The sequence below is a fragment of the Klenkia sp. AC732 genome, from assembly GCF_979256525.1.
In genome coordinates this window covers 27,966-43,605 of sequence record NZ_CEEDOS010000034.1, presented here as the reverse complement: position 1 = coordinate 43,605, position 15,640 = coordinate 27,966, and the positions used below count along the sequence as shown (strand labels likewise).

Annotated in this window: 13 protein-coding genes; 12 read left to right on the top strand and 1 reads right to left on the bottom strand. The window is 74.4% G+C overall.

All coding sequences use genetic code 11. The features are described from left to right. The first annotated feature begins 5 nt into the window (after nt 1-5). The 11 genes from murG (at nt 6) to AC0IVP_RS15880 (ending at nt 10,520) form a co-directional block, all read left to right on the top strand. A complete protein-coding gene (gene murG / locus AC0IVP_RS15930; protein WP_471757760.1) occupies nt 6-1,148 on the top strand; it encodes an undecaprenyldiphospho-muramoylpentapeptide beta-N-acetylglucosaminyltransferase in 1,143 nt (380 codons plus the stop codon). Then, nucleotides 1,145-2,590, top strand: a complete 1,446-nt coding sequence (murC, locus tag AC0IVP_RS15925; RefSeq protein ID WP_056299270.1) for a UDP-N-acetylmuramate--L-alanine ligase — start codon at nt 1,145-1,147, stop codon at nt 2,588-2,590. The genes murG and murC overlap by 4 nt, the downstream gene beginning before the upstream one ends. Next, nucleotides 2,587-3,381, top strand: coding sequence for a cell division protein FtsQ/DivIB (locus AC0IVP_RS15920; protein ID WP_056299273.1), 795 nt, complete (start codon nt 2,587-2,589; stop codon nt 3,379-3,381). Before murC ends, AC0IVP_RS15920 begins: the two co-directional genes overlap by 4 nt. A 103-nt stretch (nt 3,382-3,484) precedes the next feature. Next, a complete protein-coding gene (locus tag AC0IVP_RS15915; RefSeq protein WP_056299276.1) occupies nt 3,485-4,072 on the top strand; it encodes a peroxidase-related enzyme in 588 nt (195 codons plus the stop codon). Nucleotides 4,073-4,379: 307 nt separating this feature from the next. After that, nucleotides 4,380-5,645: a cell division protein FtsZ gene (gene ftsZ / locus AC0IVP_RS15910; RefSeq protein WP_056299280.1), complete on the top strand. Its 1,266-nt coding sequence runs from the start codon at nt 4,380-4,382 to the stop codon at nt 5,643-5,645. A gap of 64 nt (nt 5,646-5,709) precedes the next feature. Next, on the top strand, nt 5,710-6,399 hold the full coding sequence (pgeF, locus tag AC0IVP_RS15905) for a peptidoglycan editing factor PgeF (RefSeq protein WP_471757758.1): 690 nt from the start codon (nt 5,710-5,712) through the stop codon (nt 6,397-6,399). After that, on the top strand, nt 6,381-7,109 hold the full coding sequence (locus AC0IVP_RS15900) for a YggS family pyridoxal phosphate-dependent enzyme (RefSeq protein ID WP_235564932.1): 729 nt from the start codon (nt 6,381-6,383) through the stop codon (nt 7,107-7,109). The genes pgeF and AC0IVP_RS15900 overlap by 19 nt, the downstream gene beginning before the upstream one ends. Nucleotides 7,110-7,197: 88 nt before the next feature. Further along, the gene (locus tag AC0IVP_RS15895) at nt 7,198-7,917 is read left to right on the top strand and encodes a cell division protein SepF (protein ID WP_471757756.1); all 720 of its coding nucleotides are present in this window, start codon (nt 7,198-7,200) and stop codon (nt 7,915-7,917) included. A gap of 57 nt (nt 7,918-7,974) precedes the next feature. Beyond that, entirely contained in the window at nt 7,975-8,274 is a 300-nt protein-coding gene (locus tag AC0IVP_RS15890) for a YggT family protein (protein ID WP_056299288.1), read from the top strand. Nucleotides 8,275-8,371: 97 nt separating this feature from the next. Beyond that, nucleotides 8,372-9,097 (top strand): DivIVA-like cell division protein Wag31, encoded by a 726-nt coding sequence (gene wag31, locus AC0IVP_RS15885; protein ID WP_056299291.1) that lies wholly within the window; start codon nt 8,372-8,374, stop codon nt 9,095-9,097. 1,099 nt (nt 9,098-10,196) lie between these two features. Beyond that, nucleotides 10,197-10,520 (top strand): hypothetical protein, encoded by a 324-nt coding sequence (locus AC0IVP_RS15880; RefSeq protein ID WP_471757754.1) that lies wholly within the window; start codon nt 10,197-10,199, stop codon nt 10,518-10,520. Nucleotides 10,521-10,869: 349 nt separating this feature from the next. Here AC0IVP_RS15880 and ileS read toward each other — a convergent pair whose 3' ends face one another. Further along, nucleotides 10,870-14,040, bottom strand: a complete 3,171-nt coding sequence (ileS, locus tag AC0IVP_RS15875) for an isoleucine--tRNA ligase (RefSeq protein ID WP_471757752.1) — start codon at nt 14,038-14,040, stop codon at nt 10,870-10,872. 85 nt (nt 14,041-14,125) lie between these two features. On the opposite strand from ileS, the gene AC0IVP_RS15870 reads away from it, so the two are divergent. Beyond that, nucleotides 14,126-15,637, top strand: a complete 1,512-nt coding sequence (locus AC0IVP_RS15870) for a potassium/proton antiporter (protein ID WP_056299299.1) — start codon at nt 14,126-14,128, stop codon at nt 15,635-15,637. Nucleotides 15,638-15,640: the final 3 nt, after the last annotated feature.

Genomic DNA, 15,640 nt, shown 5'->3' with positions numbered 1-15,640 from the left:
GACCCGTGACCCCTGCACTACCACCGCCCGCCGCCCCACGCGCCCGGCCGGTCAGCGTCGTGCTGGCCGGCGGGGGCACCGGAGGCCACATCGAGCCGATGCTGGCCCTCGCCGACGCCCTGGTGCGTCGCACCGACACCCCCGGCGGCCCCCCGCGGGTCACCTGCCTGGGCACCGCCCGCGGCATGGAGACCCGACTGGTCCCCGCCCGCGGCCACACCCTGCGGCTGATCCCCCCGGTGCCGCTGCCGCGCAAGCCCACGCCGGACCTGCTCCGGGTCCCCGGCCGGGTCCGCCGAGCGGTGTCCGAGACCCGCGCTCTCCTGCGCGAGCTGGAGGCCGACGTCGTCGTCGGCTTCGGCGGGTACGTCGCGCTGCCGGTGTACCTGGCCGCCCGGCGCGAGGGCGTGCCGGTCGTCGTGCACGAGCAGAACCCGCTGCCGGGCTTGGCCAACCGGGTCGGCGCCCGCGTCGCCGCCCGGGTCGCCGTCACCACGCCGGGGACGCCGCTGCGGGGCGCCGAGCACGTCGGCATGCCGCTGCGCCCGGCCATCACCGGCCTGGACCGGGCCGGCCTGCGGGCGGAGGCCCGCGCGCACTTCGGCCTGGACGCCGACCGGCCCACGCTGCTGGTCTTCGGCGGATCCCAGGGTGCCCGGTCGCTGAACACCGCGGCCACCGCCGCTGCCGACGCGCTCACCGCCGCCGGGGTGCAGGTGCTGCACGCCCGCGGCCCCAAGAACACCGAGGTCGCCGTCCCCGAGCGGCCGGCCGGGTCGGCGCCCTACGTGGTCGTGGACTACCTGGAGCGGATGGACCTGGCCTACGCCGCCGCGGACCTCGCGCTGTGCCGCTCCGGGGCGGTCAGCGTCGCTGAGCTGTCCGCCGTCGGGCTGCCCGGTGCGTTCGTCCCGTTGCCCATCGGCAACGGCGAGCAGCGGCGCAACGCGCTCCCCGTCGTCGAGGCCGGCGGCGGCCTGCTCGTCGACGACGCCGACCTGACGCCCGCGTGGATCACCGGCACCCTGCTGCCCCTGCTCACCGACCCCGCCCGGCTGGCCGAGCTGTCCCGGCACGCGGCCGCCGCCGGCGTGCCCGACGCCGACGAGAAGCTGGCCGACATCACCCTGGAGGTGGCTCGTCCGTGAGCGCCGCTGACGTCGCCGCCTGGCGCGACCCGATCCCGCCGCTGGACTCCCTCGGTGCCGTCCACTTCATCGGCATCGGCGGGGCCGGCATGTCCGGCATCGCCCGGATCCTGCTGGCCCGCGGGCTCACGGTCTCCGGGAGCGACCGCCGGGACACCCCGACGCTGCTCGCGCTGGGCGCCCTGGGTGCCCGCATCGAGGTCGGGCACGCCGCCGACCACCTCGGCGACGCCGCCACCGTCGTCGTCTCCACCGCGATCCGCCCGGACAACCCCGAGCTCGCCACCGCCCGGGAGCGGGGTCTGCGGGTGCTGCCGCGCGCGGTCGCGCTGGCCGCGGTGATGGCCGACCGGCGCAGCGTCGCCGTCGCCGGCACCCACGGCAAGACCTCCACCACCTCGATGCTCACCGTCGCGGTGCAGGCCTGCGGCGCGGACCCCTCCTTCGCCATCGGCGGGGACCTCAACGAGTCCGGCTCCAACGCCCACTCCGGCACCGGGGACGTCTTCGTCGCCGAGGCCGACGAGAGCGACCGGTCCTTCCTGCTGCTGGCCCCCTTCGCCGGCATCGTCACCAACGTCGAGGCCGACCACCTGGACAACTACGGCGACCTCGCCGCGGTCGAGGCGGCCTTCGACACCTTCGTCGGCACCGTGCACCCCGAGGGCTTCCTCGTCGTGTGCGCCGACGACCCCGGTGCGGCCCGGCTGCGCTCGGTGCCCACCGGCGGCGCGCGCGTGCGCACCTACGGCACCGGCCCCGACGCCGACCTGCGGCTGCGCGACCTCGTCGTCGGCCCGGAGGGCACGAGCTGGACCGCGGACCTGGACGGTGTGGAGATCGGCCGGGTGTCCATCCGGCTGCCCGGGGAGCACATGGCCCTCAACAGCGCCGCCGCCCTGCTGGCCGGCCTCGAGCTTGGCTTCCCGGCGCAGGGCCTGATGGCCGGGCTGGCCCGCTTCGGTGGCGTCCACCGCCGCTTCGAGCTCAAGGGCGTCGCGGCCGGGGTCCGGGTCTACGACGACTACGCCCACCACCCCACCGAGGTGTCCGCCCAGCTGAAGGCGGCCCGCGCCGTCGTCGGCGACGGCCGGCTGGTGGTGCTCTTCCAGCCGCACCTGTACAGCCGCACCGCGGAGTTCGCCACCGGCTTCGGCGAGGCGCTGGGGCTGGCCGACGAGGTCGTGCTGATGGACGTCTACGGCGCCCGCGAGGACCCGGTGCCCGGCGTGACCGGGGCCCTCGTCGCCGACCGGGTCCCGCTCCCGGCCGGGCAGGTCCGCTTCGAGCCCTCCTGGTCCGCGGCCGCGCCGCTGGTGGCCGGCCTGGCCCGGCCCGGCGACCTGGTGCTCACCATGGGCGCCGGCGACGTCGTCATGGTCGGCCCGGAGATCCTCGCCGCCCTCGCCGCACCGCCCGGTGGGGACGGGACGCAGCGGTGAACCGGACGGGGAGCACCACCCGGGACCGCACCCGCGGCGCCCGGCGCGGTGCCTCCCCGGCCCGGTCCGGGGTCACCCGCATCCGACCGGCGCGACGGCTGGACCGCAGGCAGCGGCGGCTGCTGGTCGCCGGGTCGGTCCTGGTGCTGGTCGCCGTCGCCGCCTGGGTGGTGCTGGCCAGCCCGCTGCTCGCCGTCCGCACCGTGCAGGTCGACGGTGCGACCACGCTGTCCGCCGACCAGGTCCGCGAGGTCGCCGGGGTCGCCCTGGGCACCCCGCTGGTGCGGGTCGACACCGGGTCCGCCGCGGCCCGGGTGGCCGGCCTGCCCCAGGTGGCCGACGCCGAGGTGAGCCGCGGCTGGCCGGACCGGGTGGTGGTGACGCTGCGCGAGCGGGTGGCGGTGGCCGTGGTCGACCAGGCGGGCACCCGTTCGCTCGTCGACGCAGGCGGCACCCTCTTCGACACCATCACCGGCGACCCACCGGCCGGGGTGGTGCCGGTGCAGGTCACCGATCCCGGACCGGACGACGCGGCCACCAGGGCGGCGCTGGCGGCGCTGGTGTCCCTGCCGGGCAGTGTCCGCGGGCAGCTCGCCTCGGTCGCCGCCGGGACGCCCGACGACGTGACGCTGACCCTCGCCGACGGCACCAGCGTCCTGTGGGGGAGCGCCGAGCGGGCCGAGCGGAAGGCGGAGGTGCTCACCGCGCTGCTGGACCAGCTGGCCGCCGGCACCCTGGAGCCCGCCGCCCAGATCGACGTCAGCTCACCCGAGGCCGTCGTCCTGCGCTGAGTCGTCCTGTGGTGGGTCGTCCTGTGGTGGGTCGTCCTGTGGTGGGTCGCCGTGCACAGAGTCGCCCTGCGCGGGGGCGCCCGGCGGGTGCAGGGTGGCGGGCATGACCGCAGCCGACCCGATCAGCCGCTTCCCGGTGCCCGCCCGCGCCGACCTGCCCGCGGACCTGCGCGAGCGCTTGGACACCGTGGAGGAGAAGTCCGGCTTCCTGCCCAACGTCTTCGCCGCGCTCTCGCACCGCCCCGAGGAGGCGCGCGCGTTCTTCGCGATGCACGACGCGCTGATGGACAAGGACACCCCGGGCCTGTCCAAGGCCGACCGGGAGGTCGTCGTGGTCGCCACCAGCGCGGCCAACGACTGCCTGTACTGCGTGGTCGCCCACGGGGCGATCGCCCGGGTCCGCGCCCGGGACCCGTACCTGGCCGACCAGGTGGCGGTGGACTGGCGCAAGGCCCCGGTGGACCCGCGGATGCACGCCGTCCTCGACGTCGCGGTGCGACTGGCGGTCTCACCGGTGGAGGTGACCGCGGCGGACCTGGACCGGCTCCGGGGCCACGGCCTCAGCGAGGACGACGTCTGGGACGTCGGGATGATCGTGTCCTTCTTCGCGCTGTCCAACCGGTTGGCGCACTGGGCCGCCATCCCGCCCAACCCCGAGTTCTTCCTCATGGGACGGGTCCCGCGGGCCTGAGGAGACCGATCCGGGCCCGGGTCGACGACACGCCCGGGCGCCGAGCGGAGGTCTTTTTCTGGGGACGGCCCGCCGGGGCGGGCTCGACACCGGGATGAGACGCTGGGAGGGCGGGTCGTCACCAGCCGTGAGGCTGGTGTGACCGACGGGTCTGCAGAGACCGGTGAGGTCGACGTCCGTCGACACGCCACGCCGGGAGCAGGTGCCGGCAGGGGGCAGACTGCAGACCAACCGCCGGGCCAGCGACCGGCGGACAGTCAACCATAATGCTTAACCTGAGGATGAGGGTCCAGTTGGGGAGCGCAGCATGACACCTCCGCACAACTACCTCGCGGTCATCAAGGTCGTCGGCATCGGCGGCGGCGGGGTGAACGCGGTCAACCGCATGATCGAGGTCGGCCTCAAGGGGGTCGAGTTCATCGCGATCAACACCGACGCACAGGCACTGCTGATGAGCGACGCCGACGTCAAGCTCGACGTCGGCCGTGAGCTCACCCGCGGCCTGGGCGCCGGTGCGCAGCCCGACGTCGGGCGGCAGGCCGCCGAGGACCACCGCGAGGAGATCGAAGAGGTGCTCAAGGGCGCCGACATGGTCTTCGTGACGGCCGGCGAGGGTGGTGGCACCGGTACCGGTGGCGCGCCCGTCGTGGCCTCGATCGCCCGCAAGCTCGGCGCGCTCACCATCGGCGTGGTCACCCGCCCGTTCTCCTTCGAGGGGAAGCGGAGGGCCGTCCAGGCCGAGTCGGGGATCGACGAGCTCCGCAACGAGTGCGACACGCTCATCGTGATCCCCAACGACCGGCTGCTGCAGCTCGGCGACCGGAACGTGTCCGTCATGGACGCCTTCCGCACCGCCGACCAGGTGCTGCTGTCCGGTGTCCAGGGCATCACCGACCTGATCACCACGCCCGGCCTGATCAACCTGGACTTCGCCGACGTCAAGTCGGTCATGTCCGGTGCGGGCTCGGCGCTGATGGGCATCGGCAGCGCCCGCGGGGACAACCGCGCGCTGCTGGCCGCCGAGCAGGCGATCGCCTCACCGCTGCTGGAAGCCTCGATGGAGGGCGCCCACGGCGTCCTGCTGTCGATCTCCGGCGGGTCGGACCTCGGCCTGTTCGAGATCAACGAGGCGGCCTCGCTGGTCTCCGACGCCGCCCACGCCGACGCCAACATCATCTTCGGCGCCGTCATCGACGACGCCCTGGGTGACGAGGTCCGGGTGACCGTCATTGCCGCCGGCTTCGACGGCGGCAAGCCCAGCGGCACCGCCCGCAAGGACGCCCAGCCGACCCACCAGCAGGCGCCGGCCACGCAGAACCTGCCGGTCACCCCGCAGCGCCCGTCGCAGCCCGCGCCCCAGCAGACCGGCGAGCGGCTGGTCTCCCAGCCGCGCACCGGCTCGCAGGCCGCGCAGTCCTCGACGCCGCGACACGGCCAGTCGGCCCAGGGTGGTGGCATCACGGTGCCGCCGCTGCCGCCGATCCCGGGTCCGGTCTCCGGCCAGCGTCGTCCGCTGGCCTCGGAGGACTTCGAGGAGGAACTCGACATCCCCGAGTTCCTGCGGAGCCAGTGAGGCGTTGAGCCCCATCGAACCGGCCGTCCCACCGACCCGGTCCACCGCCCGTCCCCGACGGGTGGTGACCGACCGGCGGGGCGGCCGTTCGTCGTCCCCGTACCACCACTTCAACCTCGGTGACCACGTCGGCGACGACCCGGCCGACGTGGCCGCCAACCGGGAGCGGCTGGCCCGCGAGCTGCGGGTCGAGGTGTCCTCGCTGGTCTGGATGCGCCAGGTGCACGGCACCGGGGTGCACGTGGTCACCGGACCGCAGACCGGTCCGCCACCCGAGGCCGACGCCCTGGTCACCGCCACCCCCGGTCTGGTGCTGTGCGTGCTGGTGGCCGACTGCGTGCCGGTGCTGCTGGCCGACCCGGTGGCCGGTGTCGTCGCCGCGGTGCACTCCGGTCGCGAGGGACTGCGCCAGGGGGTGGTGACCGCCGCGCTGGACGCCATGGTCGGCCTCGGCGCCCGGGCCGGCGACGTGCAGGCGCTGCTGGGGCCGGCCGTCTGCGGCCTGGACTACGAGGTGCCGCGCGCGATGCAGGTCGAGGTCGCCCGGGTCGCCCCCGACGCCGCCGTCCGCAGCCGGACGGGCACGCCCGCGCTGGACCTCCGCGCCGGGGTGACCCAGGTGCTCCGCGGTGCCGGGGTCGGCCAGGTCGTGCAGGACCCGCGCTGCACCGTGGAGGACCGGGTGCTCTTCAGTCACCGCCGGGACGGCGTCACCGGCCGGCAGGCGGGTGTGGCGTGGCTGGACCCGAACTGACCCCCGACCGGCTGGCCCAGGCGCTGGAAGCCGTGCGCCGGCGCGTCGAGGACGCCGTGGCCGCTGCCGGGCGCGAGCCCGGGAGCGTCGCCCTGCTGGCGGTCAGCAAGACCTGGCCGGCCGCCGACGTCGCCGCGCTCGCCGCCCTCGGACAGCGCGACTTCGCGGAGAACAAGGTGCAGGAGCTGGTCGGCAAGGCCGAGGAGCTCGCGGCACTGGAGCTGCGCTGGCACCTGGTCGGCCAGCTGCAGCGCAACAAGGCCACCGCGGTGGTCGGGGTGGGTGCCGTCGTCGAGTCGGTGGACCGGGCCTCGCTCGTCGAGCGGCTGGCCGGGGTGTCCGAGCGCGCCGGTGTGGTCACCGACGTCTTCGTCCAGGTCGACCTCGGCGGTCCGCAGGGCCGGGAGGCCGCACGTGGGGGAGCGCTGCCCGAACACGTGCCGGAGCTGGCCGACACGGTCGCCGAGCACCCCGCGCTGCGACTGTGCGGCCTGATGGCCGTCGCTCCCCGTGAGGGCGCCCCGCGGCCGGCGTTCGAGCGGCTGGCAGACGTGGCCGCGCGGGTCCGCAGTGACCACCCGGGCGCCCGGGAGCTCTCCGCCGGCATGAGCGCGGACCTGGAGGACGCGGTCGCCGCGGGTGCCACGGTCGTGCGTGTCGGAACCGCGCTCTTCGGCAGCCGGCCCCTAGCCTCCGGTGCAGGACCGTGAGACCACCAGTCACACGAGCACCATCAGTCACACGTTGAGTCACAGGCCAGACACCACGGGTCACGACCACAGGAGAGGGGGCCTTCCGATGGCCGGAGCCATGCGCAAGATGGGCATCTACCTCGGGCTCGTCGAGGACGACGACGCCCGCACCGCGTACGGCCGCTACGACGCGCGCCAGTCCGGGTACGACGACGACGCCCGCGACGAGCGCCGCAGCGGCGACCGACGTGACCGCTACGGGTACGACGACGCGTACGCCGAGCCCGAGTACCCCTCGACCGAGTTCTCCGAGGAGGTCCCGGTGGAGGAGCTGGCGGTGTCCGAGCCCGCTCCGGTGCTCCCGCGTCGTAACAGCGCGCGCCGGCTGGACCTGGCCCCCGCGACCGGCCTGGGTTCCCCCTCGGCCCCCCGGATCGGCAGCGCGGTGGCCTCCGGCCCGGTCGCGGCCACCGCGGTCAGCGTCGCCGTCCGGGAGCCCGTGGTGGCTGCCCAGCAGGCCCCCGCGCAGGCCCCGCCGGCGGCGAAGCCCTACCGGATCACCACGCTGCACCCGCGTACCTACAACGAGGCGCGGACCATCGGCGAGCGCTTCCGGGACGGCCAGCCGGTGATCATGAACCTCACCGAGATGGACGACCAGGACGCCAAGCGCCTGGTCGACTTCGCCGCCGGTCTGTCCTTCGGGCTGCACGGTAGTATCGAACGAGTCACGGCCAAGGTCTTCCTGCTCTCCCCGCGGGGGACCGACGTGACGGCTGAGGACAAGGCCCGCATCCGCGAGGTCGGGTTCTTCAACCAGTCCTGACCACCGGTGGGGCCCGTGCAGACCAGCGCGAGCCCCGACCCCTGATGAGCGAGGACCGTGTCCCTTCTCCTGCAGATCGTGTCGTCGGTCCTGCTCGTCTTCCTGATCCTGCTGTTCGCCCGCTTCGTGGTCGACTGGGTGATGGTCCTGGCCCGCAGGTGGCGTCCCTCCGGGGTCGTCGCAGCCGGCTTGGAGGTCGTCTACGCGACCACGGACCCGCCCCTGAAGGCGGTCCGCAAGGTCATCCCGCCGCTGAACCTGGGCGGCATCCGGCTGGACCTCGGGTTTATGGTGCTCCTGATCGCCGTGGTGATCCTGCGGAACATCGTGAGCTCGCTGGCCGTGACCGCCGCGTGATCAGCTCTCTGTCCAGAGGGCGCTCCCGTCGGACGCGGCTGGACCGCCGCCCGTCTGACTGCGCCCTCGTTCCATCCGTCCGACCCGAGGTGACCTGATGCCACTCACGCCCGCCGACGTGCACAACGTCGTCTTCAAGAAGCCGCCGATCGGCAAGCGTGGCTACGACGAGGACGAGGTCGACGCCTTCCTCGACGTGGTCGAGGCCGAGCTCGCCCGGCTGATCGAGGAGAACAACGAGCTCCGCAGCAACGGCGGGGGTGCCAAGACCGAGGAGCGTCCGGTCGAGCGCCCCGAGCCGGTGCAGACACCGCCGCCCCCGCCGCCGGCCGCCGCGCCCTCTCGCGAGGACGACGGTGTGCGCGCCTCCCGGATGCTGACCCTGGCGACCGAGACGGCCGACCGGTACGTCAACGAGGCCAAGCAGCAGGCCGACCAGCTGGTGGGCAGCGCGAAGACCAACAGCGACCGGATGCTGTCCGAGGCCCGCGCCAAGAGCGAGCAGCAGCTCGCCGAGGCCAAGCAGCGCGCCGACTCGATGGTGGGCGACGCCCGCACCCGGGCCGACACGATGGAGCGCGAGGCGCGCGCCAAGGCCACCGCCCTGGACCAGGAGGCGGAGCGCAAGCACGTCGAGGTCATGGGGTCGCTGGAGGAGAAGCGCAGCAGCCTGGAGCGCAAGATCGAGGAGTTGCGCACCTTCGAGCGCGAGTACCGCACCCGCCTGCGGTCCTACCTCGAGTCCCACCTGCGCGACCTGGACAGCCGCGGTTCGGCCGAGCCGGCCGCGAACGCCCGGCAGAACCAGCACGCCGGGGCCTGACCCCCGAGCACGACCAGAGCCCCCGCGGACCCCACGATCCGCGGGGGCTCTGTCGTTCCCCCGGCGCCGCCTCGATCATCGTCACACGGCTGTCCGCCACGCCGTCGTGCCGGCGTGGTGGACGACCACGGGACGATGATCAACTCGAGGCCCGTTCTCGGGGCGAGGTCGCTGCGGCGGCGGTTACGCTGCGCGGATGATCGTCCTGGCAGCGTTGCTGGTCCTGGTCGCGGTGGCGCTGCTCGTCGGTGGGCTGGGCAACGGGGACACCGGCATGCTGTGGGCCTCGGTCGGGGTCAGCGGACTGGCCGCCGTGGTGCTGGTCGTGCAGACCCTGCAGCGGAGCCGGGCGGCTGCCGCGCGGGCCGGGTCGTCGTCCTCGGCTGCACAGGAGCCCGTGGGTGGTGCGGCGGCCACAGCGACCGGACGACCTCCCGCGCCCGCGGCTGACGCGGGCGCCTCGGCGAGCGCCGGGGTGGGGTCGGCGCCAGAGACGAGCGAGGCTGCCACACCGGTTCCGCCGGTCGCGGTCCCGGCCGCCGTCCCCGTGGCCACTGCGGAGCTGAGCCCCTCCACGGCGGGGGAGCCTGCGGCTGCGGCGTCCAGGACCCCGGAGGCGGGGGAGACCCAGCCCCCCGCGGTGACCCCGCCGGCGCCGGCTGACGAGGTGCCGGCACCGGCTGGCGTGGTGCCCGCGCCGGCTGGCGAGGTGTCTGCACCGGCTGACCTGGTGCCCGCACCGGCTGACGAGATGTCTGCACCGGCTGACCTGGTGCCCGCCCCGGCTGGCGAGGTGTCTGCACCGGCTGACCTGGTGCCCGCCCCGGCTGACGAGATGTCTGCACCGGCTGGCGAGGTGTCCGCACCGGCGGCCCCGCCGGCTGCGACGGACGCACGGCCTGACGCGGCGCTCGAACCGGCGGCCCCGCCCGCTGCCGCGGACGTACCGGAGACCGGTGCCGCCGCCCCATCAGCAGACGGCGGCTCCCCGGGGTCGACGGCCGTGTCCCCGGCGACCGTGGACCAGCCGGTAGCCGCTGCGCCGGCGGTCGTCACGGGATCCGCAGTCGGGAGCGCGACGTCCCCCGGTGGCTCCACCGTGGACGCCGTCCCGGTGGGGTCGCACTCGGCCCGTCCGGTGGGTGCCGGCGGGCCTGGACCGTCCGACGACGGGGAGCCGCCGGAGGAGGAGGTCGAGGTCACCGACCTGCTCATCGTGCTGGACCTGACCGACGAGGTGGTCGTGGTCGACGAGCGCCCCCGCTACCACCTGGCCGGCTGCTCTCAGAACGCCGGCCAGGAGGAGATCCCGCTCCCGCTGGACGAGGCCCGCGAGGACGGCTTCACCGCCTGCGGCGTCTGCGAGCCCGACCGGCACCTCGCCGAGCGCGAACGCACCCGCCGCGCCACCGCCCGAGGCTGACCCCGCGCCGCAGCTCTCTCGCGCAGTGCCGCCCACCCCGCCACACGCCCCGCCACACGCCCTCCGCTGGGTGGCTGAGCCACCGTGCTGGGGCAAGAGCCACCGTCGATGGTGGCCCTCCCCCCAGCTGCGCGGCTGAGCCACCCAGCGGAGGCGGCTCAGCCACCCAGCGGAGGCTGCGGATCCGACCCAGCTGGGTGGCTGAGCCACCGTGCTGGGGGAGAAGCCACTGTCGACGGTGGCCTTCCCCCCAGCTGCGCGGCTGAGCCAGCCAGCGGAGGCGCGGAGTCGAGCCTGCTGGGTGGCTGAGCCACCCAGCTGGGGCGAATGCCGGGCCGGCCGGCCGGGGTCAGGTGCGGGCGACCCAGAAGCGGGAGCCGGCGGGGCCCTCGATGCCCTGGCCGTCGCCCGCGGTGCCGGGGTGCACCGACGTCGCCAGGACCTCGCCGGCCAGCTGGTCGCCGGCTTCGGTGAGCGCCTCGGCCAGCTGGCCGTCGGCGGTCCACCACAGCGCGATCCGGTCGCTGACGTCGAAGCCCGCGGCCTTGCGGGCGTCCTGCACCAGCCGCACGGCCTCGCGCACCAGGCCGGCCCGCTCCAGCTCCGGGGTCAGGGTGAGGTCCAGTGCGACGGTGAGCCCGCCTCCGGACGCCACGGTCCAGCCCTCGCGCGGGGTCTCGGTGACGACGAGGTCGCCGTCCTCCAGGGCCACGTCGGCACCGTCCACGGAGACGGTCGCCGTCCCGGCGCGGTAGGCGGTGACCAGGGTGGCGGCGTCGACGGCGGCGACGGCCTTGGCCACGGCCTGGACCTGCTTGCCCATCCGGCGTCCGACGGCGCGGAAGTCGACCTTGACGCTGACGTCCACGAGGTCGCCCTCGACGGCCGACAGCGCGGTCAGCTCGGCGACGTTGAGCTCGTCGGCCACCTCGGCGACCAGGTCGCGGGGGAGGGAGGACCAGCCGGGGGCCGCGACGAGGGCGCGGGCCAGCGGCTGCCGGGTGCGCACCTTGGACGACGTCCGGGCGGAGCGGCCCAGCTCCACCAGACGGCGGACCAGGGCGACCTGGGCGACCAGCTCGTCGTCCCGGGCGGCGTCGTCGACGGCGGGCCAGGTCGACAGGTGCACCGAGTCCGGGGCACCGACCAGGCCGGGGGCCACGACCCGGCCCCACACCCGCTCGGTCACGAACGGCACGAAGGGCGCCATGAGCCGGGTCAGCCCGTCGAGCACCTCGTGCAGGGTGCCCAGCGCGGCCGGGTCGCCCTCCCAGAAGCGGCGGCGGGAGCGACGGACGTACCAGTTGGACAGGTCGTCGACGAACCCGGCGAGCAGCTTGCCCGCGGTGTGGGTGTCGAAGCCCTCCAGGGCGTCGGTGACCCCGGCGGTGACCTGGGCCAGCTCGGCCAGCGCCCAGCGGTCCAGCAGCGGGCGGTCGGCCGCTGCGGGGGCGGGGGAGGACGCCGGGTCCCAGCCGTTGGTGGAGGCGTAGAGGGAGAAGAAGCTCGCGGTGTTCCAGTAGGTCAGCAGGACCTTGCGGACCACCTCGGACAGCGTCTCGTGCCCGACCCGGCGGGCCTGCCACGGCGAGCCGCCGGCCAGCATGAACCAGCGGACGGCGTCGGCGCCGTGCCGGTCCATCAGCGGGATGGGCTCGATGGTGTTGCCCAGGTGCTTGCTCATCTTCCGGCCGTCCTCGGCCAGGATGTGGCCCAGGCACAGCACGTCCTCGTAGGAGGACTTCCCGAAGACCAGGGTGCCCACGGCCATCAGCGTGTAGAACCAGCCGCGGGTCTGGTCGATGGCCTCGCAGATGAACTGTGCGGGGTAGGCGGCCTCGAACTCGGCCTGGTTGCGGTGCGGGGCGCCCCACTGGGCGAAGGGCATGGACCCGGAGTCGTACCAGGCGTCGATGACCTGGCGGACCCGCCGGAAGGTGCCCTCGACCCCGGGCAGGCTGAAGGTGACCTCGTCGATGAAGGGCCGGTGCGGGTCCAGGTCGGAGAGGTCCCGGCCGGTCAGCTCGGACAGCTCGGCCAGCGAGCCGACGGCGACCAGGTGGGTCGGGTCGGCCTCGTTGCGCCAGATCGGCAGCGGGGTGCCCCAGTACCGGTCGCGGGACAGTGCCCAGTCCACGTTGTTGCGCAGCCAGTCGCCGTAGCGGCCCCACTGCACGTTCTCCGGGTGCCAGGTGGTGCCGGCGTTCTCGGCGAGCAGCTGGTCCTTGATCTCGCTGGTGCGGATGTACCAGGAGGGCTGGGCGTACTGGATCAGCGGGGTGTGGCAGCGCCAGCAGTGCGGGTAGGTGTGCTCGTAGCGGTACTCCCGCCACAGCACGCCCCGGTCGGCCAGGGCCTGGACCAGTGTGGGGTCGGCGGCCTTGAAGAAGTGCCCGCCCACCAGCCGGACGTCGGCCAGGAAGTGCCCGGTCGTGTCGATCGGGTTGACCACCGGCAGGCCGTAGGACCGGCAGGTCGCGAGGTCCTCGGCACCGAAGGCGGGGGCCTGGTGCACCAGGCCGGTGCCGTCGTCGAAGGTGACGTAGTCGGCGAGCAGCACGAAGTGCGCGTCGCCCTCGGGGAACTCGACCAGGTCCAGTGGCCGCTGGTAGTGCACGTTCTCCCAGTCCCGGCCGGTGGTGGTGGCCAGCACCTCGTAGGGCACGTCGGCCCCCAGGACGGCGGACACCAGCGGCTCGGCGACGACGACCGTGCGCTCGCGCACCGTGCCGTCGGGGTCGGCGTGCTCGGCCTTCACGACGAGGTAGGTGACGTCGGGGTTCACCGCCACGGCGGTGTTGGACGGCAGGGTCCACGGCGTCGTCGTCCACACCAGCAGGTCGGCCCGGCCGGCCCACTCGCCGCTGGTGACCGGCAGCGAGACGTAGACCGAGGGGTCGGTGACCGTCTCGTAGCCCTGGGCGACCTCGTGGTCGGACAGGCCGGTACCGCAGCGCGGGCAGTAGGGGGCGACCCGGTGGTCCTCGGTGAGCAGGCCCTTGTCGAAGACCGTCTTCAGCGACCACCAGACGCTCTCGATGTAGCTGGGGTCCATCGTCCGGTAGGCGGTCGACATGTCGACCCAGTAGCCCATCCGGTCGGTCAGCTCGGCGAAGGCGTCCACGTGCCGCTCGACCGAGGCCCGGCAGCGGGCGTTGAACTCGGCGATCCCGTAGGCCTCGATGTCGGGCTTGCCGGCGAAGCCCAGCTCCTGCTCGACGGCGATCTCCACGGGCAGGCCGTGGCAGTCCCAGCCGGCGCGGCGGGGCACGTGCATGCCCTGCATGGTCTTGAACCGGGGGAACACGTCCTTGAACGCGCGCGCCTCGATGTGGTGCGTGCCCGGGCGGCCGTTCGCCGTCGGGGGGCCCTCGTAGAAGTTCCACTGCGGACGCCCGGCGGACTGCTCCAGCGAGCGGGCGAAGACGCCACCGGACTCCCACTGGGCCAGCACCTCGTGCTCGAGGACGGGCAGGTCGACCTGCGGGGGGAGGGCTGCGAACGGGGAGGACGGGCTCACACGTCCCATCATCCCAGCCGCCGCCAAGCCGCTTGACCCCGATCGACACACCGGTGCGGGACACTGCGCCCATGGGGGTGAGCCGATGGACACGACGGTGACCCTCGCGCTCGCCGTCGGCGCCCTCGTCGTGCTGGTCGCCGCCATGGCGCTGCGCCTGTCGGACAAGCTCGGGCTGCCCTCGCTGCTGATCTACCTGCTGCTCGGGGTGGTGCTGGGGGAGAGCGGGTTCGGCGTCCAGTTCGAGGACGTCGGCCTGACCCAGACCCTCGGTGTCGCGGCGCTGGTGGTGATCCTGGCCGAGGGCGGTCTGACCACCCGGTGGTCCGACGTCCGGCGGGCCGTGGGGCCGGGCCTGACGCTGGCCACGGTCGGGGTGCTGGTCTCCATCGTGGTGACGGCGGCCGCCGCCGTCTGGGTGCTCGGCTTCTCCTGGGAGCTGGCGCTGCTGCTGGGCGCGGTCGTCAGCTCCACCGACGCCGCGGCGGTGTTCGCGACGCTGCGCCGGTTGCCGCTGCCGCGTCGGATGGCGGCCTCGCTGGAGATGGAGTCCGGGCTCAACGACGCCCCGGTGATCCTGCTGGTGCTGGTGCTCTCCGAGCGGCTGGTCGGCGGGGAGACCGTGTCGTGGTGGATCACCGCGGTCGAGGTGGTCGGCGAGCTGGCCGGCGGCTCGGTCATCGGGGTGGCGATCGGCTTCGGTGGTGCCTGGCTGCTGCGCCGGGCCGCGCTGCCGCTGGTCGGCTTCTACCCGCTGGCCACGCTGGCGCTGTGCGTGCTGGCGTTCTCCTCGGCGTCGCTGGCGCACACCTCGGGCTTCGTCGCGGTCTACCTGTGCGGGCTGGTGCTGGGCAACGCCGCGCTGCCGCACCGGGCCGGCACCATCGGGTTCGCCGAGGGCATGGCCAGCCTGGCCCAGATCGGCCTCTTCGTGCTGCTGGGTCTGCTGGTCAGCCCCTCCCGGCTGCCCGAGGCGGTGCTGCCGGCGCTGCTGATCGGTGGCGCGCTGCTGCTGGTGGCCCGGCCGTTGTCGGTGGTGGCCAGCCTGGCCTGGTTCCACGTGCCCTGGGCGCAGCAGGCGTTCATCTCCTGGGCGGGGCTGCGCGGGGCGGTGCCCATCGTGCTGGCGACCTTCCCGATCGCCGCCGCGGTCCCCGAGGCGACCCGGGTGTTCGACATCGTCTTCGTGCTGGTCGTGGTGTTCACGATCGTGCAGGGCGGGTCGTTGCCGGCGGTCGCCCGCTGGCTGCGGATCGCCACCCCGGTCACGCCGCGGGACATCGACGTCGAGTCCGCCCCGCTGGACGCCCTGGGCGCCGAGCTGATGCAGCTGACCGTGCCGCCGGGGTCCCGGCTGCACGGGGTCTACCTGCCTGAGCTCCGGTTGCCCGAGGACGCCGCCGTCGTGCTGGTGGTGCGCGACGGGAAGCCCTTCGTGCCCAACCGGGACACCCGGCTGATGCGTGGGGACCAGGCGCTGTTGGTGTCCGGGCGGGAGTCCCGCCCGGAGGCCGAGCGCCGGCTGCGGGCGGTCAGCCGCGCCGGCCGGCTGGCGACCTGGCGTGGCGAGGCCGGCGCGGCCAGCGAGGTCGACTGACCC

Bases quoted from the DNA above. Each gene is read 5' to 3' on its own strand.
- AC0IVP_RS15915 (WP_056299276.1), top strand. From the start codon at position 3,485: ATGACCGCAGCCGACCCGATCAGCCGCTTCCCGGTGCCCGCCCGCGCC.
- ftsZ (WP_056299280.1), top strand. From the start codon at position 4,380: ATGACACCTCCGCACAACTACCTCGCGGTCATCAAGGTCGTCGGCATC.
- AC0IVP_RS15895 (WP_471757756.1), top strand. From the start codon at position 7,198: ATGGCCGGAGCCATGCGCAAGATGGGCATCTACCTCGGGCTCGTCGAG.
- wag31 (WP_056299291.1), top strand. From the start codon at position 8,372: ATGCCACTCACGCCCGCCGACGTGCACAACGTCGTCTTCAAGAAGCCG.
- AC0IVP_RS15870 (WP_056299299.1), top strand. From the start codon at position 14,126: ATGGACACGACGGTGACCCTCGCGCTCGCCGTCGGCGCCCTCGTCGTG.